The organism is Halomonas sp. 3F2F (assembly GCF_014897805.1).
In the GTDB taxonomy this organism is placed as follows: Bacteria; Pseudomonadota; Gammaproteobacteria; order Pseudomonadales; family Halomonadaceae; genus Vreelandella.
The window spans coordinates 1-22,932 of sequence record NZ_JABUZE010000010.1 but is presented as its reverse complement, the minus strand read 5'-3'; the positions used below and the strand labels follow the sequence as shown (position 1 = coordinate 22,932).

General features: G+C 53.1%; 22 protein-coding genes. 3 read left to right on the top strand and 19 right to left on the bottom strand.

Going from position 1 to position 22,932, the window contains the following annotated elements; genetic code table 11:
* Positions 1-10: 10 nt before the first annotated feature.
* From lepA to rpoE, 6 genes are all read right to left on the bottom strand, one after another.
* A complete protein-coding gene (gene lepA, locus INT21_RS00700) occupies positions 11-1,828 on the bottom strand; it encodes a translation elongation factor 4 (RefSeq protein WP_038485191.1) in 1,818 nt (605 codons plus the stop codon).
* Between the two features lie 192 nt (positions 1,829-2,020).
* Positions 2,021-3,439, bottom strand: coding sequence for a DegQ family serine endoprotease (locus tag INT21_RS00695; protein ID WP_193061349.1), 1,419 nt, complete (start codon positions 3,437-3,439; stop codon positions 2,021-2,023).
* 80 nt (positions 3,440-3,519) lie between these two features.
* Complete coding sequence (locus tag INT21_RS00690; RefSeq protein ID WP_193061348.1) at positions 3,520-3,966, bottom strand: SoxR reducing system RseC family protein; 447 nt, start codon at positions 3,964-3,966, stop codon at positions 3,520-3,522.
* Between the two features lie 14 nt (positions 3,967-3,980).
* Positions 3,981-4,898, bottom strand: a complete 918-nt coding sequence (locus INT21_RS00685) for a MucB/RseB C-terminal domain-containing protein (protein WP_226916728.1) — start codon at positions 4,896-4,898, stop codon at positions 3,981-3,983.
* A gap of 89 nt (positions 4,899-4,987) precedes the next feature.
* The gene (locus tag INT21_RS00680) at positions 4,988-5,728 is read right to left on the bottom strand and encodes a sigma-E factor negative regulatory protein (RefSeq protein WP_193061346.1); all 741 of its coding nucleotides are present in this window, start codon (positions 5,726-5,728) and stop codon (positions 4,988-4,990) included.
* A 296-nt stretch (positions 5,729-6,024) separates the two neighbouring features.
* Positions 6,025-6,624, bottom strand: coding sequence for an RNA polymerase sigma factor RpoE (rpoE, locus tag INT21_RS00675; RefSeq protein WP_038485199.1), 600 nt, complete (start codon positions 6,622-6,624; stop codon positions 6,025-6,027).
* Between the two features lie 378 nt (positions 6,625-7,002).
* Between rpoE and INT21_RS00670 the strand changes: the two genes are divergently transcribed.
* Positions 7,003-8,079, top strand: coding sequence for a 3-deoxy-7-phosphoheptulonate synthase (locus INT21_RS00670; RefSeq protein WP_193061345.1), 1,077 nt, complete (start codon positions 7,003-7,005; stop codon positions 8,077-8,079).
* Positions 8,080-8,164: 85 nt separating this feature from the next.
* Here the strand turns inward: INT21_RS00670 and dinG are convergent, their stop codons facing one another.
* Both dinG and rhlB read right to left on the bottom strand, forming a co-directional pair.
* Positions 8,165-10,294, bottom strand: a complete 2,130-nt coding sequence (gene dinG, locus INT21_RS00665) for an ATP-dependent DNA helicase DinG (protein WP_193061344.1) — start codon at positions 10,292-10,294, stop codon at positions 8,165-8,167.
* A 5-nt stretch (positions 10,295-10,299) separates the two neighbouring features.
* Complete coding sequence (rhlB, locus tag INT21_RS00660; protein WP_193067687.1) at positions 10,300-11,574, bottom strand: ATP-dependent RNA helicase RhlB; 1,275 nt, start codon at positions 11,572-11,574, stop codon at positions 10,300-10,302.
* A 145-nt stretch (positions 11,575-11,719) separates the two neighbouring features.
* On the opposite strand from rhlB, the gene INT21_RS00655 reads away from it, so the two are divergent.
* Positions 11,720-11,968 carry a hypothetical protein gene (locus tag INT21_RS00655; protein ID WP_038485210.1) on the top strand — a complete coding sequence of 83 codons (249 nt, stop codon included), beginning with the start codon at positions 11,720-11,722 and terminating at the stop codon, positions 11,966-11,968.
* Positions 11,968-12,801, top strand: a complete 834-nt coding sequence (gene xthA, locus INT21_RS00650; protein WP_193061343.1) for an exodeoxyribonuclease III — start codon at positions 11,968-11,970, stop codon at positions 12,799-12,801. Before INT21_RS00655 ends, xthA begins: the two co-directional genes overlap by 1 nt.
* Positions 12,802-12,870: 69 nt before the next feature.
* Here xthA and INT21_RS00645 read toward each other — a convergent pair whose 3' ends face one another.
* From INT21_RS00645 to nrdH, 11 genes are all read right to left on the bottom strand, one after another.
* Entirely contained in the window at positions 12,871-14,010 is a 1,140-nt protein-coding gene (locus INT21_RS00645) for a hypothetical protein (protein WP_319022019.1), read from the bottom strand.
* A gap of 69 nt (positions 14,011-14,079) precedes the next feature.
* Positions 14,080-14,847: a TonB family protein gene (locus INT21_RS00640; protein ID WP_193084737.1), complete on the bottom strand. Its 768-nt coding sequence runs from the start codon at positions 14,845-14,847 to the stop codon at positions 14,080-14,082.
* Complete coding sequence (locus INT21_RS00635) at positions 14,844-15,251, bottom strand: ExbD/TolR family protein (RefSeq protein WP_038485222.1); 408 nt, start codon at positions 15,249-15,251, stop codon at positions 14,844-14,846. Before INT21_RS00635 ends, INT21_RS00640 begins: the two co-directional genes overlap by 4 nt.
* Positions 15,244-15,786 (bottom strand): MotA/TolQ/ExbB proton channel family protein, encoded by a 543-nt coding sequence (locus INT21_RS00630; RefSeq protein WP_089037770.1) that lies wholly within the window; start codon positions 15,784-15,786, stop codon positions 15,244-15,246. Before INT21_RS00630 ends, INT21_RS00635 begins: the two co-directional genes overlap by 8 nt.
* A gap of 1 nt (position 15,787) precedes the next feature.
* The gene (locus tag INT21_RS00625; RefSeq protein WP_193067834.1) at positions 15,788-17,158 is read right to left on the bottom strand and encodes a MotA/TolQ/ExbB proton channel family protein; all 1,371 of its coding nucleotides are present in this window, start codon (positions 17,156-17,158) and stop codon (positions 15,788-15,790) included.
* Positions 17,155-17,937 carry a DUF3450 domain-containing protein gene (locus INT21_RS00620; RefSeq protein ID WP_193061341.1) on the bottom strand — a complete coding sequence of 261 codons (783 nt, stop codon included), beginning with the start codon at positions 17,935-17,937 and terminating at the stop codon, positions 17,155-17,157. The genes INT21_RS00625 and INT21_RS00620 overlap by 4 nt, the downstream gene beginning before the upstream one ends.
* A gap of 230 nt (positions 17,938-18,167) precedes the next feature.
* Positions 18,168-18,578 carry an NUDIX hydrolase gene (locus INT21_RS00615; RefSeq protein WP_193061340.1) on the bottom strand — a complete coding sequence of 137 codons (411 nt, stop codon included), beginning with the start codon at positions 18,576-18,578 and terminating at the stop codon, positions 18,168-18,170.
* A 58-nt stretch (positions 18,579-18,636) separates the two neighbouring features.
* The gene (gene nrdF / locus INT21_RS00610; RefSeq protein ID WP_038485235.1) at positions 18,637-19,608 is read right to left on the bottom strand and encodes a class 1b ribonucleoside-diphosphate reductase subunit beta; all 972 of its coding nucleotides are present in this window, start codon (positions 19,606-19,608) and stop codon (positions 18,637-18,639) included.
* A 43-nt stretch (positions 19,609-19,651) separates the two neighbouring features.
* Positions 19,652-21,775 carry a class 1b ribonucleoside-diphosphate reductase subunit alpha gene (nrdE, locus tag INT21_RS00605; protein WP_193061387.1) on the bottom strand — a complete coding sequence of 708 codons (2,124 nt, stop codon included), beginning with the start codon at positions 21,773-21,775 and terminating at the stop codon, positions 19,652-19,654.
* A 56-nt stretch (positions 21,776-21,831) separates the two neighbouring features.
* Entirely contained in the window at positions 21,832-22,281 is a 450-nt protein-coding gene (gene nrdI / locus INT21_RS00600) for a class Ib ribonucleoside-diphosphate reductase assembly flavoprotein NrdI (protein ID WP_193061339.1), read from the bottom strand.
* Positions 22,282-22,290: 9 nt separating this feature from the next.
* Complete coding sequence (gene nrdH, locus INT21_RS00595) at positions 22,291-22,512, bottom strand: glutaredoxin-like protein NrdH (protein WP_009722061.1); 222 nt, start codon at positions 22,510-22,512, stop codon at positions 22,291-22,293.
* Between the last annotated feature and the right edge of the window lie 420 nt (positions 22,513-22,932).

Genomic DNA, 22,932 nt, shown 5'->3' with positions numbered 1-22,932 from the left:
GTAAGTATCCCTAGTCGTTTACCTTGAGCACAGCAAGGAAGGCATCCTGGGGAATTTCAACACGCCCCACCTGTTTCATCCGTTTCTTACCGGCCTTCTGTTTTTCCAATAGTTTCTTCTTACGGCTTACATCACCGCCGTAACATTTGGCCGTCACGTTTTTACGCAGCGCTTTGACTGTTGAGCGCGCGACAACCTGGCCACCAATAGCGGCTTGAATAGCCACATCAAACATTTGCCGCGGAATCAGCTCTTTCATTTTTTCCACTAGCAGGCGACCACGGTTATGCGCATGGTCACGGTGGATAATGACGGCCAGTGCGTCAACTTTATCGCCATTGATCAGCACGTCCAGGCGAACCAACTTAGCCGCTTCAAAACGTTCGAAGTTGTACTCAAGTGATGCATAACCACGAGAAATAGACTTCAAACGATCAAAGAAATCCATGACCACTTCTGACATGGGCAGTTCATAGGTTAACTGGATCTGATTACCCAGAAACTGCATATCTAATTGCGTACCGCGACGCTGCTCACACTCAGCAATCACGTTACCAACATACTCCTGAGGAACCAGAATACTGGCACGCACGATGGGTTCACGCATCTCATCAACGTCTGCCATATCAGGCAATTTCGAGGGGTTCGATACGTATTGAATCTCGCCGTTTTTCATGGCGAGTTCATACACCACCGTCGGCGCTGTGGTCAGCAGATCAAGATCATATTCACGCTCTAAGCGCTCTTGAATGATCTCCATATGCAGCGTACCCAGGAAGCCGACGCGGAAACCAAAGCCCAATGCATCCGAGTTTTCCGGCTCATATTCAAGCGAAGCATCATTGAGCGCAAGCTTCTCAAGCGCGTCCCGAAAGTCTTCGTAGTCATCGGCACTAACCGGGAACATACCTGCATATACCTGCGGCTTCACTTTTTGGAAACCAGGCAGGCGGGGAACATCAGGGGTTTTGGTGTGGGTGATTGTATCGCCCACCGGTGCTCCGTGGATCTCCTTGATGCCAGCGACAATAAAGCCTACTTCACCAGCACGCAAAATATTGGTCTCTTTGCGAAGCGGTGTAAAGATCCCTACTTCGGTGGCCCCCCAGTCACGCCCTGTGGACTTGATGCGGATTTTGTCGCCTTTGCGCAATGTTCCGTCGAATAAGCGCACTAGCGAGACAACCCCAAGATAGTTATCGAACCAAGAGTCGATAATAAGCGCTTGCAAGGGTGCTTCCGGGTCACCTTTAGGTGGCGGAATATCCCGCACTAACCGCTCTAATAAGGCGTCGATGCCGATACCGCTTTTAGCCGACACTTGGCAGGCATCGGTGGCATCCAAACCGATAATTTCTTCGACTTCCTGTGCGACACGATCAGGGTCAGCCTGGGGCAAATCAATCTTGTTAAGTACTGGGAGTACTTCCAAGCCTTGTTCAATTGCGGTGTAGCAGTTGGCAACCGATTGAGCCTCCACACCTTGTGCGGCGTCTACCACCAACAACGCCCCTTCACAGGCATAAAGAGAACGCGACACCTCGTAAGAGAAGTCCACGTGCCCAGGCGTGTCAATGAAGTTGAGTTGATAGACTTCACCGTCTGCAGCCGTGTAGTCAAGCGTGACGGACTGCGCCTTGATGGTAATACCACGCTCGCGCTCAATATCCATGGAGTCGAGCACTTGCTCCTTAAGCTCTCGCTCGGTCAAACCGCCGCAGGTCTGAATCAAACGATCTGATAGCGTCGATTTACCATGATCAATATGCGCAATGATGGAGAAGTTGCGTATGTGCTTGAGCTTTCCGCTGGAAACGTCTTGAGACATCGAGTGTGTTCTGCCTTATGGGTGTGCAAGGTTGTAGCTGGCTTTATAGAGCCAATGTGCGCAGGCAATAAAGATTGCCGCACGACTACTTTGCCAATGTTCGTCAAAAAGATAAGCGCTATTGTAGCGATATGCGGGGGATAGGAACAGCAGTCCGGCGAGAACCGCCGGACTGGAGAGACAATCAGTGGATTACTCTAGACGTAAAGCCACAAATAGCGAGCGTCCATCTCGATACAAGCGCAATGGAATTGCGCGATCATCTGGCAGTTCTTCAACAATTCTCAACAGCTCATCTGCCGAAGCAACGCTGCGATGGTCAATACTGACTAATATATCGCCCACACGCAGCCCCGCTTGCGAGCCAACACTGTCGGGTTCGACCTGACGCACTTCCACGCCACCACCAATATTTAGGCGCTCACGGGTTGCCTCATCAACTTCTACCACAGCCACACCCAGACGAACCTGATTATTGCTGCTCGAACTATCGCTATGACCAGCTTCTAAATCAGGCCAACTACCCAGTTCAAGCGTTTCGGTTACCTCTTCGCCATCGCGCATCAGCGTTAAATCCACATCACTGCCAGGAGCAACGCGACCAATCAGACGCGGTAACGTGCTGGAACGATCAACCTCTTCACCGTTCACTGCAATAATGACGTCCCCTGCTTGAAGACCACCTTGCGCCGCAGGCCCATCCGGATCTAGGTCAGCAATCAGCGCGCCAATGGCTTCCTCCATGCCAAACGACTCAGCAAGATCACGAGACACAGGCTGAATCATTACGCCCAACCATCCACGATTCACATGTCCGTCTTCACGTAGCTGATCGGCCACATCCATGGCTACGTTAATGGGAATAGCAAAAGAGAGCCCCATGAAGCCACCGCTACGCGTCAGTATTTGTGAGTTAATACCGACGACTTCCCCTTCAAGATTAAATAAGGGGCCACCGGAATTACCTGGATTAATAGCAACGTCGGTTTGGATAAAAGGTACATAAACATCACGGGGCAGCGTGCGGTTAATAGCACTTACAATGCCAGCAGATACAGAGTGGTCAAAACCAAAGGGTGAGCCTATGGCAGCCACCCACTCACCGACTTTTAATTCATCGGAGTCGCCCAGATCAAGCACTGGTAAATTGTTGGCATCCACCTTCAGTAGCGCAACATCTGTTTGCGTATCGCTACCCACTAGCTCTGCGGTTAGTTCTCGACGGTCGTTTAATCGCACAAGAATTTCATCAGCATCTTGAACCACGTGGGCGTTCGTCAGCACGTAACCATCTGCACTAATGACGAAACCAGAACCAAGTGACTGGCGCTCTTCACTGCGGTTCGGCCCTCGACCAGGGGGAGGCGTAGGAAAACTATCGCCAAAAAAGTGGCGGAATATTTCAGGGATATCCTGGCCACCGAACCCTTGAATAGAAGGCCCAGAGCTACGCTGAATCGTCCTGCTAGTAGAGATATTGACCACACCAGGGGCAGCGTCTTCTACCAATTTGGTAAAGTCTGGCAAGTTCTGCGCGTGGGCATTTTGCCCAACGACCAAAAGCACAATAAAGCACAACCAAAGTGCGGAAGGAAAAACCAAGCGCTTCATGCAACAGCTCCTAATCAAGCAAAAGTACTAACTACGTACTAAACACAAGGGAGTGCAACTCTCAGCGAGTTACAGGAGTATTAACTGACCAGACGCGGGCGGAAGCGTTCCACTCGTCCGCGTAGTAGATATTTCAGGATGACGACAGCGCCAATTAAGGTACTAAAAAATAGCATCGCACAAACCCCATTACTCGCCCCCATTCCTGACGCCGTACCAGAAATGATGATGGCAAATAGGAGTGGTAATGCATAAACGAGCAGCGCCAGAATATTTACATCACTCTTAGTAACGGTGAACGAAACTGAGCTACCTATTGGATAAAGGCTTGAATATTGCGAGGGCAAACCGCCCGGATCAATGACGGTGCGTGGTTGACGGCGAGCTAACAACCCTGCGCCACACCCACGCCCTTCAGCACACTGCTGACAAGCGACACTGCTCGACACATCGACCACTAATCCTGCTCTAGAGTGAGCAATGACGGTGCCTGAGCGTACGATAGCATTGCAATCTGTAGTGTTCACAACGATGTACCTGGTTATTCAAATTGCACTGACTGAACAATGCGCTGCAACAATTCAACGGGCAGCTCGCCGATGCCCACTAATTGCCAGCTCTGATCTCCGACATCAATCAACGACACAGCAGCGTTAGATACACCGACTCGATGAAGACCTTCCTCCAACGCTGGCTGACTGGCGGGCGATACAAACACGCTCACAGCCGCTAACCCGTCGCTATACACACGCTGGCCGCTTTGCTGCCCTGGCTCCAAGGGCTGCTCGACAAATCCTTCAGGCAGCCAAGTTACTTGCCAAGGCTGGTCAAGCATCTGCTCATCGCTGGGGCTGGGCACTTCACCACTATAGGCGGTAGGAGAGTGAAGCTGGGTAACCTGGAAGGTTTCAAGGACACGGCCTTGAGCATCGCTAAGCACATGCTTAAGCAACAGTCCTGTCGCTCGATCGATCCACCAAGTATGTTGATATCGCTGGCTATCGATAGGCGAAAAGCGAAGCTCTACAGCATCACGCTCAGCTACGCGTGTTTTATCCTGAAGCGTTATGTCATAGTACTCGGCAACATGCTCTGCCCATGCTTCTGGTGCAGATACTGAGTCAGACTCGCCAGCTGGAAACCAAGCTAAATGCCCAGCGATGGAACGGCGTTCAACGCTAACGGACGGGCCATCCAGGTGCTGCACAACTTGTTGGCGAACGCCATCTCGAACACGGTGGGAGAGCGCCAGTGTTCTCACCCCTATCGCATCAATAGAAACCGCACGCGCTTGAAACTCAAAGCAGTGCCCAGCATAGACACTGGCCACTAGCCACTCATGAGCAGTAGTGTAAGGGGCTTGGCTGGGAGCATCTGCGCAGGAAAGCGATGGGTAGCTATCAGCTTTCAAATGGAGAGGCAGTAAACTGGCGCTCAATACACACAGGCCAACTACCAACTTACCTCTCCCGTATAGATATTTACCTATCACGTTTCCAGCCACGCGGGCCCTCACTTGGTTAAAAAAGTTGGCCAACGCACCTAATATTAACGTTGTCCTAAAGGCTCCGTTACTGAAGAAGAGCGCATTAATGGCATCCAGCTATCACCACTTCCACCGGCAGCACCTTGCGCGTGCTGCTCAAGGTACGTCTTAAGCAGGCGAATCTGGTCAGCATCAATAGCCAGTGTCTGCTGGGCCATGTCCCCTTGGGGCGCATGAGGTGTTGAGAACCCAGCGTCGCTGACATTCATAAAGCCGCCTTGTCCAGATTGGCCATTCACACGAAACGGCGTTTGTTCAAACATCGGCATTTCTGATGGCGTCATGGAAGCGGGTTTAGAAGCCGCGAGATTAACAGGCTGAACCTGCACACCACTGCCGGACTGGGCAGCAATGCTATCGCCTGCATTCTGCGCGCTACCAGACGTTGTGTTGCCGTTGTTAAAGAACTGCACCCCGGTAATAACCATCAGTGAAACGGCAGCCGCTACCCCGGCACCACGGGCAAAGGAAAGTCCACCAGAACGAGTGGGAATAACCACGGTGTCGTCTTCAAGGGCTGGAGCAGGTTCATCGCGCAATCGATCCATAATGCCAGCAGAAAGATCGATGCTCACATCGACATTTCTTTCACGCTGCATCATGCTGCGCGCCAAATGGTAGCGCCGCCATGTCTCCGCCGCATCAGAATCGTCAGGCAATGACTTCAACACTCGGCGCAATTCAAGCTCGTCACTTTCGCTATCCATCAATGCTGAAAGCGACTCCCGTGTGTTATGACTCATACTTCACACCCTCACACTGTGTTGTTAGAAGCGCTGCGGTGACACTGCTACCCAGTGTTTACCACCACAGCCACTCCACAGGCCAAGACCTTGTTTCAAATCGCCAATTCCTAAACGCTTAATTATCAGCAGATTAAACTGTTTGACTACTGAACATTGAACGTTCACTTGGCGCTTACTCGACCCAACTAAGATCGTCAGGTTCTATGACGCTTCACTTTCCAGACAGTTCACAAAAAATCTAAAAACGTAATCAAATGTGAATTTAGCGCCCTAAACCTACCACCATCTGCCCCTTACTCATCACGACTGTTCCGGGCCGTTGTCACTAATGGGCGTATATGCTCATCAACCGCCTCACGGGCGCGAAAAATACGCGAACGCACAGTTCCTACGGGGCACTGCATCACTTGGGCAATATCCTCATACGCAAGACCATCCAGTTCACGCAGCGTGATCGCCGTGCGTAAATCATCTGGCAGATTTTCGATGGCTTCGTAAACGGCTGCCTCCAACTGATCCCGAGCAATCGATGCCTCTGGCGACTCAGCGTCAGCCAACCGTCCGCTCTGGTCAACCATTTCAGCATCGACAATATCTAGATCACTGCCGGGCGGTCTACGCCCCCGAGACACTAAATGGTTTTTGGCAGTGTTGATCGCGATACGGTACATCCATGTGTAAAACGCACTTTCCGAGCGAAATTTCCCCAGTGCTCGATACGCTTTGATAAAGGCTTCTTGCGCCACGTCTTGTACTTCGGAGTGATCGTGAACATAACGACCGATCAGCCCAATAATTTTGTGCTGGTATTTTTTGACCAATAGATCGAAAGCGCGTGTATCACCTTTTTGGGCACGTTCAACCAACTGCTGGTCTGTTTCACGAGTGCCCATTCACACCCCCCTCCCGCTCGTGCGACGCACGCCGAGCGCTATTTCTCTTCGCCCTTTCATGTGGGCCTTCACAGCAAGCAGCATAGTGTCCCTTGGGCATTGGTTAATCTTAATGATGACAGATAATAATGAATGATTCGCCTACCACATTCAGTGTAAAAAAGTATTCAGTGGTGCTTAGTGTTGCGCGTTCTTAGCGAGGCATCAAGCGCTTACACACACTCCCCCTCATTCCTCTCAACTTTCTTCACAGCCCCCACAAAATCTTGACCGTGACACTTTTCGACAAGATCAAGTTCCGTAACAATTGATTTTTACCTGCCTGACACGCCATAGTAGAGCCACTTTTAAGTCCATAGCGCATGCACAGGTAGCACGATGTCAGATCAGCAGGTTAATAACCTTAACGTCCTCGCACAGGATGTTCTCACCACCCCCGAAGCCCTTAAACAGACTATTCCGCTTACAGAAGCTGCGGAACGCTCTGTTATTGAGGGTCGCCATACCATCCAAAACATCCTCGATGGTAAAGATCACCGGCTTCTCGTCGTTGTAGGTCCATGCTCCATCCATGATGTCGATGCCGCACTGGACTATGCTCGCCGCCTGCGTAAATTGGCAGACCAAGTGAGCGACAGCCTGTTCATTGTCATGCGCGTCTATTTCGAAAAACCCCGTACCACAGTAGGTTGGAAAGGGCTGATAAACGACCCTCATCTTAACGACTCTTTCGAAATTGATGAAGGCCTCCATATCGCGCGCAAGCTACTTGTCGATCTGGCTGAGCTTGGCCTGCCGCTCGCAACGGAAGCGTTAGACCCGATCTCCCCCCAGTATATGCAAGACTGCATTAGCTGGTCTGCAATCGGCGCACGCACCACAGAATCGCAAACCCATCGTGAAATGGCATCAGGGCTCTCCTGCCCCGTCGGCTTCAAAAACGGCACCGACGGCAGCCTCGACGTCGCTATTAATGCCCTGCAGTCTGTTGCCAGCCCGCATAACTTCCTGGGTATCAACAACGCAGGCCAAGTTGCCATTATCCGTACACGGGGTAACGCTTACGGCCACGTCGTGTTGCGCGGCGGTAATGGCAAGCCAAATTACGATAGCGTCAGCGTTGCTCTGGCAGAAAAAGAGCTTAAGAAAGCTGATCTTTCAGCCAACATTATGATCGACTGCTCTCACGCTAACTCTAATAAAGATGCTGGCCTACAGCCGCTGGTGCTCGAAAACGTCACCAACCAAATCCTAGAAGGCAACAGGTCCATTATTGGCCTGATGGTCGAGTCAAATATTGGCTGGGGCAACCAGAAAGTTCCTGCCGACCTTAGCCAGCTAACCTATGGCGTTTCCATCACCGACGCCTGCATTGATTGGGACACAACGGTTGAGACCTTTACCCGCATGAACGACAAGCTTGCGCCAGTGCTCGCCCAGCGCATCGCACAGTAAAAAACGGCTAGCAACCATAAGCGCCCCGCAAGGTAATTCGCCTTAGCGGGGCGTTTTTATTGCTGCCTTTTAATACTACCTTTTATTACGGCATGATCTCTCGTTTGAACGGCGGCAGTGCATCTAGCAACGCCTGGCCATATCGACGCGTAATCACCCGGCGGTCCAACAGCGTGATAACACCGCGGTCGCTCTCCTTACGGATCAATCGCCCACAGGCCTGCACTAGCTTGATTGACGCATCTGGAACGCTAATCCGCATAAACGGGTTACCGCCCTGGCTTTCAATCCATTCGGCAAGCGTAGCCCCCACAGGATCATCTGGCACTGCAAATGGCAGTCGGGTAATCACCACATGGGTGAGGTAGTCGCCAGGCAAGTCGATACCTTCAGCAAAACTAGCCAAGCCAAAAATGATGCTCCCATTGCCATCGTCGACAGCCGCGCGATGACGCTCAAGCAATTCATGCTTGGGTAACGCATCCTGCGCTAACACGCGCCCCTTAGCCGCCGCAGGCAAGGCTTTTTCCACTGCTCGCAATTGCGCCCGGGAAGAAAACAGCACCAGTGCCGCTTCGTCGTCTCCCAGTTGGGTCACGAAATTAACAATGGCGCTTTCATGGGCATCACGATCACTGGGATCGGTCGCCTCCTTCGGCACGCGCAGAATGGCCTTGGCGTAATCAAAGGGGCTCGGCAACGCCTGATAGCGGTAGCGGTTTGCTAGCCCAGCACGCTCTTGAATTCGCTCAAAACGCCCCAGCGCGGTTAGTGTTGCTGATGTTACTACCGCGCCATGGCAGCGCCCCCACAAATGTTTCGCGAGGGTATGCGCTGCGGATACGGGGCTTGCCGAAAACTCAATTTCCGGCTCTCCCGCCACACGACTAAGCGTGATCCAACGAGCACTGGGCGGCGCATTGGCAGCATCCTGCTCACTGAACGCTTGCCATAGTGAATGGGCATCAAGCGAACGCCCATGCAGCAGTGCAATCAGCGGCAACCACGTGTCGGCTTGATCCCTATCCAACCCTGTTTGCTTCTCAGGGTCGAGGCTTTCGCGCAGAATATCGCTAATGCTCTCCAGACTGCGTGACAGCGTGGCGAACATAACCAGTAGTTGCTGAGCTTGTTCGCGAAGCGCTTCTGGTACCTGACCTTTTTCAAAACGAAGTTGATGATTAGCTTCTTCATCCGACAAGCCGTTTTCCCGCCCAGCCAGCTGGTGCCCCATGCTAAATACATCGCCTAAAGCGGGCTCTAAGCTATGCAGCAGCTCAGGTAGCCCAGCGAGCAAACGCGCAATCGTCGGCTGAACTGCTAACCCTTGATGCAGATCGGTTAGGCTGCTTTTCAGTGTTTTTAACCACCGCAGGCAGCCATGCACCGCAAAGCGATGGGCAAAGTGGGAAAGCGCCTTATCCGGCAGGTGGTGGCCTTCATCAAAGACAAAAATGCAGTCAGCGGGATCGGGTAGAATCGCCCCACCACCCAGCGCTAGGTCAGCAAGAACCAAGTCATGGTTGGCCACGATTATATCGGCATCTTCCAGATCACGCCGGGAACGGAAAAAGGCACAGGCACCGAAATGACCACAACGACGCCCGGTGCACTGACGATGATCCACCGTAAGCTGTCGCCAATGACCGTCGTCGATCGACGCCGACCACGTATCGCGATCACCTGCCCATTCACCTTTTCCGTAAGCTTCGGCCAGATCCGTGGCTAATAGGGAAAAGTCACTACTGTGGGATTGAAGTAACTGCTCAAACAGCGACAGTGTTGGGTTTGGCTCAGAGCCTTCTAACGCCTGATCAAGGCGCGCAACACATACGTACCTGCCGCGCCCTTTTGCCAAGGCGTAACGAAAGGCAATACCGCTATGACTGGCAAGCGAAGGCAAGTCCTGATTAAGCACCTGCTCTTGCAGTGCCACCGTCGCGGTGGAAACAATCAATCGCTTTCCCTGCGCCTTAGCAATCGGCAATGCGGCAATCAGATAGGCAAGCGTTTTACCGGTTCCGGTACCCGCTTCCAGCACACATACATGATTATCGTTTGTGCGCTTGCCTTCACTATCCTGCTCAATGCCACCTAGCGTACGAGCGATTTCTGCGATCATCAGACGCTGGCCGTAGCGTGGTGTCAGCTCAAGCTTCTCCACCACGCGACGATAGGCGTCTTGAATATCGCTTTTCAGCGCATTATCGAGCATGCGCGTTACAGCATGCCTTCCGGCGGATGTTCGCAGGGCAACTTACCGTTAATGTAGCGCTCAATTTCTGGTAGCGAGAACGCATCTTCTTCGCCAACAAAACTAATCGAGACGCCTTTGGCACCCGCACGACCGGTACGTCCAATGCGATGAACATAATCTTCCGGATCTTCAGGCAACGTGTAGTTAATCACGTGGCTGACATCTTCAATATGAATACCACGCCCTGCGACATCAGTTGCCACCAGCACTTGGATTTCTCCTTCACGGAAGCTTTCCAAGGTTTTGATGCGCTGATTTTGCGGCACATCGCCAGATAGCATAGCGACACTGACGCCTGCTTTTTTCAGCAAATCATCTAGCTTGCGCACGAGATCACGACGGTTACCAAACACCATCACGCGCTCGAAGCTCTCTTGCGTCAGCAGATTCACCAACAGTCGCTGCTTATCGTCATCAGAGACTAGATAAACGCGCTGATCGATATCTGCCTGGTTCTCAACGGTGACTTCAATCTCTACATGAGCAGGATCGAGCGTCCATTGACTCGCTAGGTTCAAGATATCGTCGGTAAAGGTTGCCGAGAACAGAAACGTCTGGCGCTCCTCTTTTTTAGGCGTATAGCGAATGATGCGCTTCACATCGGGAATAAAGCCCATGGAAAGCATGCGATCCGCTTCATCCAATACAAACACTTCAACTTCGGAAAGGTCGATATCGCGCTTCTGGTGGAAATCCAGTAAGCGACCGGGTGTTGCCACCAGAATATCGATCTTCTTACCCAAGCTGTCGCGCTGCTTTTGATAGTCCATGCCGCCGACAACACTGGCCACATTGAGCTGCGTGAAGCGAGCAAGCGCTTTAGCATCTTTTTCAATTTGCAGTGCCAGCTCCCGGGTAGGCGCAATAATCAACGCACGGGGTGCGCCTTGTTTTTGGCCATCAGGGGTCGGCTCTTCCAGAAAATAAGCCATTACCGAGATCAAAAAGGCGGCGGTTTTTCCGGTGCCTGTCTGCGCCTTGCCGACAATATCGCCACCCAGCAACGTGTGACGCAGTGCCTCTGACTGAATAGGCGTGCAGTATTCAAACCCTTGGGCATGAATGGCACGCATTAAAGGCAGCGGCAAATCAAAGTCATGGAAGCGCCACTTGCCGGCAACGGCGGGCACCTGAAACTGACGAAGATCCCAGTTCGATTGACGACGACGCGGCTTCCGACGGCGGCGTTTAGGCTTGCGGTTCTGGGCCGATGCTGTGGTCTGTTCCGACTCGCTCATAGGCTGTGTATCTGTCCATTGCTGTGGATGTTAGGCATCACGAAGTGCGCATTGTACCAGGGGTTGGCGATAAGAGCGCGTCCTGCTGTCGAAGGAGTGCGCTTGCCTGTTAGAATGAGGCATAAATTAACCCAAGGAGCGCGACATGACGCGTAAGAAAAAAACTCGTTCGCTAGCGGATAAGGTAACTATCCGCACTGGTCGCCGCAAAGATTACAAAAAATGGCGCCATGACAACCCTGACCAAGTGGCTCCTTCACGCCGCTTTGTGGCTAAGAAGCAGCAACAACGCAAGCTTCAAGCCGTGCGTAAATTGGCACGCCAGCAAGACGGACAGAATATTGCCATCCATCCTGATAAAGAAGGAGACAACCCTTCAGGAGATCGTTCGTAATGCGTTTGGTCTCGTTTAATATCAATGGCATTCGGGCACGGCTTCATCAGCTTCAAGCGCTGATTGATACGCAGCAGCCAGACGTCATTGGCCTACAGGAAACCAAAGTACAAGACAGCGAGTTTCCCCTGGCTGACGTTGAAGCCATGGGCTATCACGTTTTTTATTACGGTCAAAAAGGCCACTACGGGGTTGCCTTAATGTGTCGGCAAAAACCCCAAGCGGTATTTTATGGCTTCCCTGATGATGAGGAAGACGCCCAACGCCGGATGATTGGCGTACGGTTACTAGCCGATAATGGTGAACCGGTCACTGTTTGGAATGGCTACTTCCCCCAGGGTGAAAACGTTGAACACCCAACTAAATTCCCACATAAAGCGCGCTTCTATCGGCAGTTGGCAAGCCTGCTACAAAACCAGCACCATCCTGAAGAGCAACTGGCGATCATGGGGGATTTCAACATATCGCCGGAAGATCAGGATATTGGCATTGGTGAACCGAGCCGCAAACGCTGGTTGCGCGAGGGCAAAGCCAGCTTTCAGCCTATCGAGCGAGAATGGCTTGAAGGTATAAAAGCGTGGGGCCTTAGCGACAGCTATCGGCTGTGCCACCCAGATAACAGTGAGTGGTTCAGCTGGTTTGACTATCGCTCAAAAGGTTTTGACCGCGAGCCAAAACGCGGCCTGCGCATTGACTACATTCTGGTGACTAAACCGCTTGCCGAATGCGTCACCGGTGCAGGCATTGATTATGAACTGCGCGGCATGGAGCGACCTTCCGATCACGCTCCTACCTGGAGTGATTTTGCGCTGACGCTTTCCCAGACAGACTAAGCACAAACAAGCTAAGCACACGTACGCCCCTTACGTTATTCGAGGGGCGTCTACTGTGGGCTTTTCACTTCACTCCTCAAAATTCGCCAACCACTGCTCTGCCTGATCATCACCAAGATTCGCCGCCTTGATAAGCGCTTCCTCAGCCTGACCATCTTGCCCCCAGCGGTAAGCCAGCTGCCCGTACTGCCGCCAGTCTTCCGCTTGCTGAGTGTTTTCAGCAAGTGCTTTCCAAGCGCTTAACGCCTTATCAACATGCCTAGCCTGCTGCCACGCCCTCGCCAGCAGCCGTAACGTTTCTTCATCACGCGCCAACACACCTTCTTGAATAGCCGCTTCTAAGTGCTCACCAGCCCTAGCTGGCGTACCACCCGCTAAATGCAGACGAATCAACGTTAAGCGATCTTCAGTCGTGGTGAACTTCCCCAGCTGCCATGCCATCTCCCACACACCAGCCGCCACACCAGCCTGGCCTGCTTGCTGAGCAAGCCCTGCCGCCTGACGCCAAGCATCAGGCTCGCTCTGCGCATTCAAATCACCCACTAGCCAACCGAGAGCTTGCTCGTTTTGTCCCGCATTGCGTAACACCACCGTGGTTAGTGCCTGCTGCGCGTCAGTCAATCCACCTTTTTGCAATAGCGGGAACAGCCATTCAGCGGCGTCATCCCAGCGCTCCACTTCCGCCAATAAGCGAATCAGTCGCCATGCTGATTCATCGTAGTGAGGACTGCCCTGGGATTGGGTTAGCCACTGCTCATATAGCGTGATGGCTTCAGTACGCTGGTTACCTGCGCGACGCAGCGACGCCTCATCACGCAGCCAGCGCAAAATTTGGCTGCTAGGCACGCTAGGGCGCTGCCGTGCGCTGGCTAACTCATCAGCTGCCGCAACGTGATCACCTTGACGCACCAACGCACTCGCAGCGAGCTGATGATAGAGCGCACTTGCCCACTGGTCCGCACGATTGCCGCCAGCGAGGCGCGCCGCCTGAGATCGCGCATGTCGCGTAATACGGTTGAGCACATCGCTATCAGCCTCGCCGCTGGGCTGCTCAGCTAATTGGCTTTGTAACCCATTAAGATCGCGAACAATGTCACCCGGCAGCGGTTCGTTCGCGTGCGCCATGACGCTTAGCGCGCTTAATACGACGATTCCCACCCAACGCTGCATACTCTTTCCTCGACTGGCATTTTCAATGGACTGACTCAACGAACCATTCCAACAAACCATTTCAACGAACTATTCCAACGAGCTGTTCCAACGGACTAGCTCAACGGGCTATCTCAACTGGAACTCAATGCGCTGCGTGGCGCGACGAAGCTGCTGACCGGGTTCGAACTGCCAGCGCGCGATCGCTTCGCGGGCTGCATCTTCAAACACTCGCCTCGGCTGCGCCCGCGTCACGCGAATCGTGCCGTTATCGACGCTACCATCTCGGCGAATAACAAACTCCACCTCAACAAAGCCTTCCATGCCCCGCCGCTGAGCACGCGGCGGATAAGAAGGATTCACGCGACTGGTCGGGGCAACTTGCCCGACACTGACAGGCTCATTCGATGGCGCTGGCTCTGCCACTGGCGCGGCCTCTCGCTGCGCTGTCGAAGGCGCAGGAGAAGGCGCTGCCGTTTCTGCTGGCTGTGGCGCAGGGTCAGGTTGCGGCGCTGGTCGTGGAGACGGCTTCGGCGCGGGCTGCGGGGTGGGTTCGGGAGTAATCTCAGTCAGCTCTGGTAACTCACTCTCCAACTCAACCGGCTCCACTGGCTCGTCAGGAAGCTCTACCTCAGGTAGCGCAATCGCACTCTCAGCGATAGGTGCCGGCGCTGGCATAGGCATCGGCGGCGGTGTTACTGGCGCTGCCTCTGAAGGCGCCGGCGGCGGTGCCTCCTGCTCTGGCGCCATCTCTGGCGCTTCTATCATGGTCATCGACATGGTCATGATCGGCGTCTCAGGCGAGCGCTCCGGGGGCGTTACCAGTAGCGCTAACATCCAAAACAAGCCAACGGCTAAGGCAATGCCGCCCAGTATCGAGAGGACATGACGAATCATGGTGCACTCCGGCTCGCTGCCACGGCGATCTGGTCAACACCCGCCTGCTTGAGGCGATCCATCACTTCAATCAACAAGCCAGTCGTGGATTCCCGATCGGCCTGGATAACAACGGAGCCATCATCACTCAACATGCCAGCGACCTGCTGGCCAATACGATGCACATCAACTGGCTTTCCATCGACCCAAACAGCCCCCTCCGGCGTCACAGCAATCAGCACCTGTGCATCGGGGCGCGGGCTTGCCGCTGCCGCTTCGGGGCGTTCAATCTCAACACCGCTCTCTTTAATGAAGCTGGTCGTCACAATAAAGAAGATCAGCATGATAAAGACAACGTCCAGCATCGGCGTTAGGTTAACTTCATTACTATCAGCCGTGGTGTCTATGGAACGGCGTCTACGCATCATTCTCCTCCAAGGCACGGGCTAAGCGGTCGTGTAACCGCTGGTCTTCGCGACGAATCACGTGCTCTAAACGACTAATAAACAGCAACCCCACCACAGCAATCGCCATGCCGGTTAGCGTGGGCAGCGTGGCACGGGCAACACCGTCGGCCATGGCCCGCGCCTGATGAGTATCACTAAGAGAAAGGCTATCGAACACGGTAATCATACCGGTGACAGTACCCAGTAAGCCTAGCAGTGGGCATAACGCTACAAGCAGTTTGATCCAGGGCAACGGGCGGCGTAGCTTAGCAACCAGCGCCTCTGTCCAGACATTGCGTAGCGTGCGTGCACTCCAGCTACGGTGGTCACTGCGTGCCGCCCAGCGACGAATCAGTTGGCGACGGGCACGCCGCCAACTAAAGCGGTAATACCACCAGCGCTCAATTGCCATCCCAAACACCAGCACGGCAACGAATGCCAGCACCACTAAAACGGCACCACCGGCATCAAGCAGCCGCTCAACGGGCTCAAGCCAAAGAGGTAACGTGGGCATATTAGGTCACCGCTTGCGCATTAGCCGTCGACTGCGCTTCAAGATGGTCAGCTAAGGTGGCACTGGCTTCACCTTCAATGGCCTGGGTAATCAAGCGACTCCGACTCGCCAAGGCCGTCTGAGCAAATAGTAGTGGCACGGCTGTTACAAGACCCAACACCGTTGTTACCAGCGCCTGGCTGATACCACCCGCCATTAGCTGCGGGTCGCCGGTACCAAACACGGTAATCGCCTGGAAGGTGACAATCATGCCGGTCACGGTACCCAGCAGACCCAGTAGCGGTGCAACGGCTGCCAGCAGCTTAACAATCGGCTGGCCACGCTCGATACGCGGCAGTTCAGCCAACACTGACTCATCTAACCTCGCCTCCAGTGCTTCCGGTGTTTGGTGCTTATCCAACTCCTGGAAACGCTGAAGCACGCGACCCAGCGGGTTATTAGCATTCGGTTGATCCAGCGTCTTACGCTGACGTCGCACCCGCGCACTGACGACGACCAGGTAAAGGTACTGCGCCAATGCCACTAATAGACCAAAACCACCCAGCGCTACCACGACGTAACCGACATAACCGCCCTGCTGGAATCGCTCCCAAAGACTTGGCTGCTGAGCAAGAGCTTGCAGCACGCTACCTTGGGTAGGATCAATGGCAAATACACGGCTTTCACCTTGATGATAGGCCGCCAGCACATCGCTGATTTCAGCAGGAGTATGCGGTACTTCCGCCAAGCCACCATCATCCTGGCCTTTGCTGAGCAACGCTGTGTCAGTAAACGCTGCAAAATCACCCAAGCGCACAACGCTTCTCGATTCAATCTCACCACTGGCATCGGCCACCGGTAATTCAAGGCGCTCGGCACGCCCAGTGCTCAGCGTTAGCATCGCTAAACTGTCCACGACAGTTTCGATTTGTTGACGCTCCAGCACCTCGATCTCATTAAGACGCGGTGGCAACGCATTAGCATCTAGCGTTAACCAGCTATCACCGCCTAGTTCTTTACGCACCTCTTCGCTGTGCCGTGACAGATCCGCCAGTAGCGAGGTGAGCGCTTCGCCCTGCTCTTCCTGGCGCGCGGCCAGCGCTTGAGCCTGTTGCGCTTGTTCCTGCTGCTGCGCGGCTAATGCGACTTGCTGTTCTTCTGCAGCTTGATGTTCAGCCCGCGCCTCTGCTAGCACTTCATCCAGCGCCTCTTGATCTTCAAGGAACGACTGCAAGCGCACTTGGTCACGCGCCTCAGCGGCTTCGCGAGCTTCACGTAACGAACCAACGCTGTCAGTTTGCGCCATTGCCATACTGCCGCCCAGAAGGCTGGCCAGTAATGCAAAACAGATGATGCTTCTGCGCGCGCCTCGCTGGCGTGTTAACAGACTCATTGCTGGCCCCCTGCGTGGTCATTAGCACTAATGGAAAGCGGTAGACGCAGCAGCTCTGGCGTGCGCTGATCGTCAGCAATACGTAGACCGTTACGCACCTCGCGGCGGGCGCTTTCATCAAGCGCCTGCCACTCACCGCTCGCCTTATCCCACACACCACCTTCTCGACCATCAGGGGTCAGGTAATAAAAGCCGATTCGGCCAATGCGCAAATAGTCCACTTCACGCGGATTACCTTCTGCTAATTGCAAACGACCACGCCAGCTATCCACTTCACGGCCATACGCTAACTCGGCACGCCAAGCTTCCAGCAAATTGGCAATCCGCGCCGCACTCTCTGACGGTTGCTGCTCAGCGGGTTGAACACGCGCTAAACGCTCGGTTTTCAGAAACGGCAGGTCAGACTCGATCCAACTGATTAGCTGCTCTGTCATGTCCTGCTCAACAGCAGGCAGCGCGGCGCGCGTGTCGCTTAACGTATCGAGCGCCTGGCCAAGGCGCTGCTGGCGCTCAGTTTCACTGGCCAGACGGCCACTTAAAGCAGCATTGGATGCTTCCATCTGGCGGGTTTCCCGCTCTAGGCGGCGCAGCTCTTCAATCGCTGAACGCGTAGCGTCATCAGCCTCATCAATTTGCTGCTGAAGTGCGGACTGCGCTTGCTGGGCCTCGACACTCTGGGCCGCTTGATCGACTGTCTCATCACTTGCCATTAGCGTACCGCTGACCAGCACTCCGGCAAGCCAGCCTCCATGCAAGGCAAAGAAAGGCCTTTTCAGCACGTTACGTCTCCGTTACTGATTAGCACGTCGCCATTAACGGCGCGCTAGAAACTCATTAGGTATAATGAACGATTTGCGTTTCGTTTAAGCAGTGCATAGCCTAACACTAATAGAATAAATGACAATATTAATCATTAGCATTCAATGGTGTTTCGCTGCTGACCGTCACTCCACCATAAAAAAAAGGGCGCCAAGTGGCGCCCTTCAGTAAAAACACAGGAAAAGCGTTTCTAAGCAGCAACCACAACATGCTGCTTGGTCAACGGCGCCAACGGCAGCTTTAATGCCTCTTCGCGGGTTACCCAAGTCGTTTCAGCAATCTCTGCCCCAGCATGGACAGGCTGATCAATCATCAGACTGAACAACTGCGCTTCAATAACTGTATCAGGCTCATTGGCTGCTAAAGCACGCTGCATGCCCAAAGGAAGTAGCTGATCACCTGTTATACGTAAGCCAATTTCTTCCTCTAACTCACGGCAGAGTGCCGCTATGGCTTCCTCTCCCAGCTCGATTTTACCGCCTGGCTGCATAAAAAAGCGCGTGCCCTGCTTGCGCACTAATAGCAAGCGCCCTGAAGAGTCGCTCACTACTGCCGCTGCTATTTTTAGCAAATTCTGCGCCTTATCAGTATTGCCTGGCACTGCTCCCTCCTTGCCTCATCAAGCTATCAACGACGTTGCAAAGCCGCCAACGATAAGCTTAAAACGCCCAGTCGTCGTCTTCGGTGGCAACAGCCTTACCAATCACATAGGAAGAACCAGAACCGGAGAAGAAGTCGTGGTTTTCATCCGCACTCGGCGAAAGCGCGGCCATAATGGTTGGGTCGACGTCGGTGACGCTGCTGGGGAACAACGGTTCAAACCCGAGGTTCATCAGCGCCTTGTTGGCGTTGTAGTGAAGGAATTTCTTCACGTCTTCCGTTAAGCCCACCTCATCATAGAGCGATTCGGTGTAGCGCACTTCGTTGTCGTAAAGTTCTAGCAGCAGCTCATAAGCGTAGTCTTTCACTTCTTGCTGGCGCTCGGGCGTGGCTTCTGCCAGCGCTTGCTGGAACTTGTAGCCAATGTAGTAGCCGTGCACGGCTTCATCGCGAATGATCAAACGAATCAGATCAGCCGTGTTAGTCAGCTTGGCGTGGCTCGACCAGTACATCGGCAGGTAGAACCCGGAATAGAACAGAAATGACTCAAGGAAGACGCTAGCCACTTTACGCATTAACGGATCGTCGGAGCGGTAACGCTCAAGAATCAATTCAGACTTCGCCTGCAGCGTCGGGTTTTCTTCACTCCAGCGAAACGCATCATCTACATCCCGCGTCGCGCACAGTGTTGAGAAAATCGAGCTGTAAGAGCGCGCATGCACCGACTCCATAAAGGCGATATTGGTGTAAACCGCCTCTTCATGGGGTGTGCGTGCATCTTCCATTAATACCGGCGCTCCCACGCTGCTCTGGATTGTATCGAGCAGCGTCAGGCCAGTGAACACACGAATCGTCAGCTGTTTTTCCTGCTGTGTCAGGGTGTTCCACGATTGAATATCGTTGGAGAGCGGCACTTTTTCTGGCAGCCAGAAATTGCTGGTCAGGCGGTTCCACACTTCCAGGTCTTTATCGTCCTGAAGGCGGTTCCAGTTGATCGCATCGACCCGCGATAAGCGTTGCATAGTGGTCATCAGAATTCTCTCACCAACATGATCTAATAAAAGCGATATACGATTACAGCGAGCAGGAGACGCAGCCTTCTACTTCCGTACCTTCAAGCGCGCTCTGGCGTAAACGGATGTAGTAAAGCGTCTTGATGCCCTTACGCCACGCGTAAATTTGCGCTTTGTTGATATCCCGCGTGGTGGCGGTATCAGGGAAGAACAGCGTCAACGACAGCCCCTGATCAACGTGTTTAGACGCTTCAGCATAGGTATCGATAATTTTCTCAGGGCCAATTTCATAGGCATCCTGGAAATAATCGAAGTTCGCCTCATTCAAGAATGGCGCTGGATAGTAAACACGCCCCAGCTTGCCTTCTTTACGGATCTCAATTCTCGCTGCCACCGGGTGAATACTCGAGGTGGAGTGGTTGATATATGAGATAGAACCCGTTGGCGGCACCGCCTGCAGGTTACGGTTATACAGCCCGTGCGCCATTACCGATGCCTTTAGCGCCTGCCACTCTTCCTGGGTAGGTAGTGCAATACCGCTACGCTCGAACAAATGACGCACTTTCTCAGTTTTCGGCAACCACGCTTGATCGGTGTACTTATCAAAGAAAGCGCCCGATGCGTAGGTGGAGTCTTCAAACCCTGCAAAGGCTTCGCCGTGTTCGATCGCCAGCTGGTTAGACGCACGAATCGCATGGAATGCCACACAGTAGAAGTAGAGATTGGTAAAGTCCAAGCCCTCTTCCGAACCATAATAAATGTGTTCGCGCGCCAGGAAACCGTGCAGGTTCATTTGCCCGAGGCCAATGGCGCGAGACTTGGCGTTACCTTCAGCAATGGAAGGTACACTGCGCAGGTTGCTCATCTCAGAAACCGCGGTCAAACCACGAATGGCAATCTCAACGCTGGTGCCAATATCGCCTGAGTCCATCACTTTAGCGATGTTCATCGAACCAAGGTTACAGGAGATGTCCTGACCGACCTGACGATAACCAAGATCGTCATCGTATTCGGTGGGCGTATTCACCTGGAGAATTTCAGAGCAAAGGTTGCTCATATTGATACGACCGGCAATCGGGTTCGCACGGTTAACCGTATCTTCAAACATGATGTACGGATAGCCCGATTCGAACTGTAGCTCGGCCAGGGTTTGGAAGAATGCACGTGCATTGATCTTGTGCTTACGAATACGCGCATCCGCGACCATTTCATGGTACTTCTCGGTCACGCTGATATCCCCAAACGGCACGCCATAAACCCGCTCAACATCGTAGGGCGAGAACAGGTACATATCGTCGTTGCGCTTGGCCAGCTCAAAGGTAATGTCCGGAATCGTTACGCCCAGCGACAGCGTTTTAATGCGGATTTTTTCATCGGCATTTTCACGTTTAGTGTCGAGAAAACTCAGAATATCCGGGTGGTGAGCATTTAAATAAACCGCACCTGCGCCCTGGCGCGCACCTAACTGATTAGCGTAGGAGAAGGCATCTTCCAGCAGTTTCATAATCGGGATAATACCCGAGGACTGGTTCTCGATACGCTTAATGGGTGCGCCGGACTCGCGGATATTAGTCAACAAGAAGGCAACACCGCCGCCGCGCTTAGAGAGCTGCAACGCGGAGTTAATCGAGCGACCAATCGACTCCATGTTGTCTTCAATACGCAGCAGGAAGCAGGAAACCAGCTCACCGCGCTGCTGTTTACCACAGTTCAGGAAAGTCGGCGTAGCTGGCTGAAAACGGCCGCTAATAACTTCATCAACCAGTGACTTAGCCAATGCCTCATCGCCACGCGCCAGCGTCAACGCCACCATGCAGACACGGTCTTCATAGCGCTCAAGGTAACGCTTACCGTCGAACGTTTTCAGCGTGTAGCTGGTGTAATACTTGAAAGCGCCCAAGAAGCTCGGAAAACGGAATTTATAGGCGTATGCCTGCTCAAACAGCGCCTTAATAAAGGCAAAGCTGTACTGGGCCAGCATTTCTGCCTCGTAGTACTGCTCTTCCACTAGGTAATCGAGCTTCTCTTCCAACGAGTGGAAGAACACGGTGTTTTGATTAACGTGCTGCAGGAAATACTGGCGGGCGGCTTCGCGATCTTTATCGAGCTGCAATTCACCGTTGGCACCGTATAGATTCAACATCGCGTTCAGCGCATGGTAATCCAGGGTACGCGCCTCGGACACCCCCGCAGTAGGCCGTTTTGTTTCTGCCGAGTTTTTTGTAGCGCCATTGTTAGCGGCTACGTTGCTAGAGACTGAGCTTGACGTTTCCAAAACTCTTCTACTCCTTTGCGGACCTTGGCGACATCGTCGTCAGTGCCAAACAGTTCAAATCGATAAAGCAGCGGCACTTGGCACTTTTGAGCAATAATTCGCCCTGCCAATCCGTATGCCTCACCAAAATTCGTATTACCAGCGGCAATAACACCTCTAAGGAGGTGCCGATTGTGCTCATCATTTAAAAATCGAATCACCTGCCCCGGCACTGCCCCTTCGGCATAGCCGCCACCATAGGTAGGTGTCACTAATATGTAGGGCTGCTCTACGCGTGGCGTTGGTTCTTCACGGTTTAGTGGCAGCCGCTGGGCGCTTAAGCCAAGCTTTTGTATAAAACGGTGGGTATTGCCTGACTTAGTTGAAAAATAAACTAACGAACGATTACGCCCAGCTTTCACATCAGCGTTTTGCATAGCGACGTTTTACGCTAGTGCTTGAATGCGGTCAGGACGAAAACCAGACCAATGATCCTCACCCGCAACCACGACGGGTAACTGACGATAACCCAGCGCTTCCACTTCCTCCTGGGCACCGCTTTCAGCAGTGATATCGATAACGGTATATTCTAGGCCCTGCTTATCCAGTGCACGGTAGGTAGCAGTGCATTGAACACAAGCAGGCTTGCTATAAATTTGGATATCCATGGCTATTTTTTCCTTTTCATAGCGGTGTTTTTCGGGTAGAGCACATCTTGTGCTCGCCCTCTCTGGAAGACACAACGCATACTATATATAGACCATGAGAAAATCAACTCAAGCATATATGGTATTTTTTCATCCACAGGTTATTGACAGCTCGCACCCAATATCATACCCAGCAGCCTCTCAATAGCCGCCTAAAACGCGCTTCCCCGAACCACCCCAGGCACGCTCTCAATAGCCCTCATTAGGGTCATCACAAGAGCTATTTCAGAAACAGCTAAACCTTCTCCCAAAAACAAAAAAAACCGCTTCCCAATGGAAGCGGTTTTTTTTCCAAGGCGCCAACTAGCTTGGCGCCTTTCTCACAGCGCGTGAGTTTAGCCCGGCTTATTCACGAGACTCACCTGAAAACGAAGATGGCGA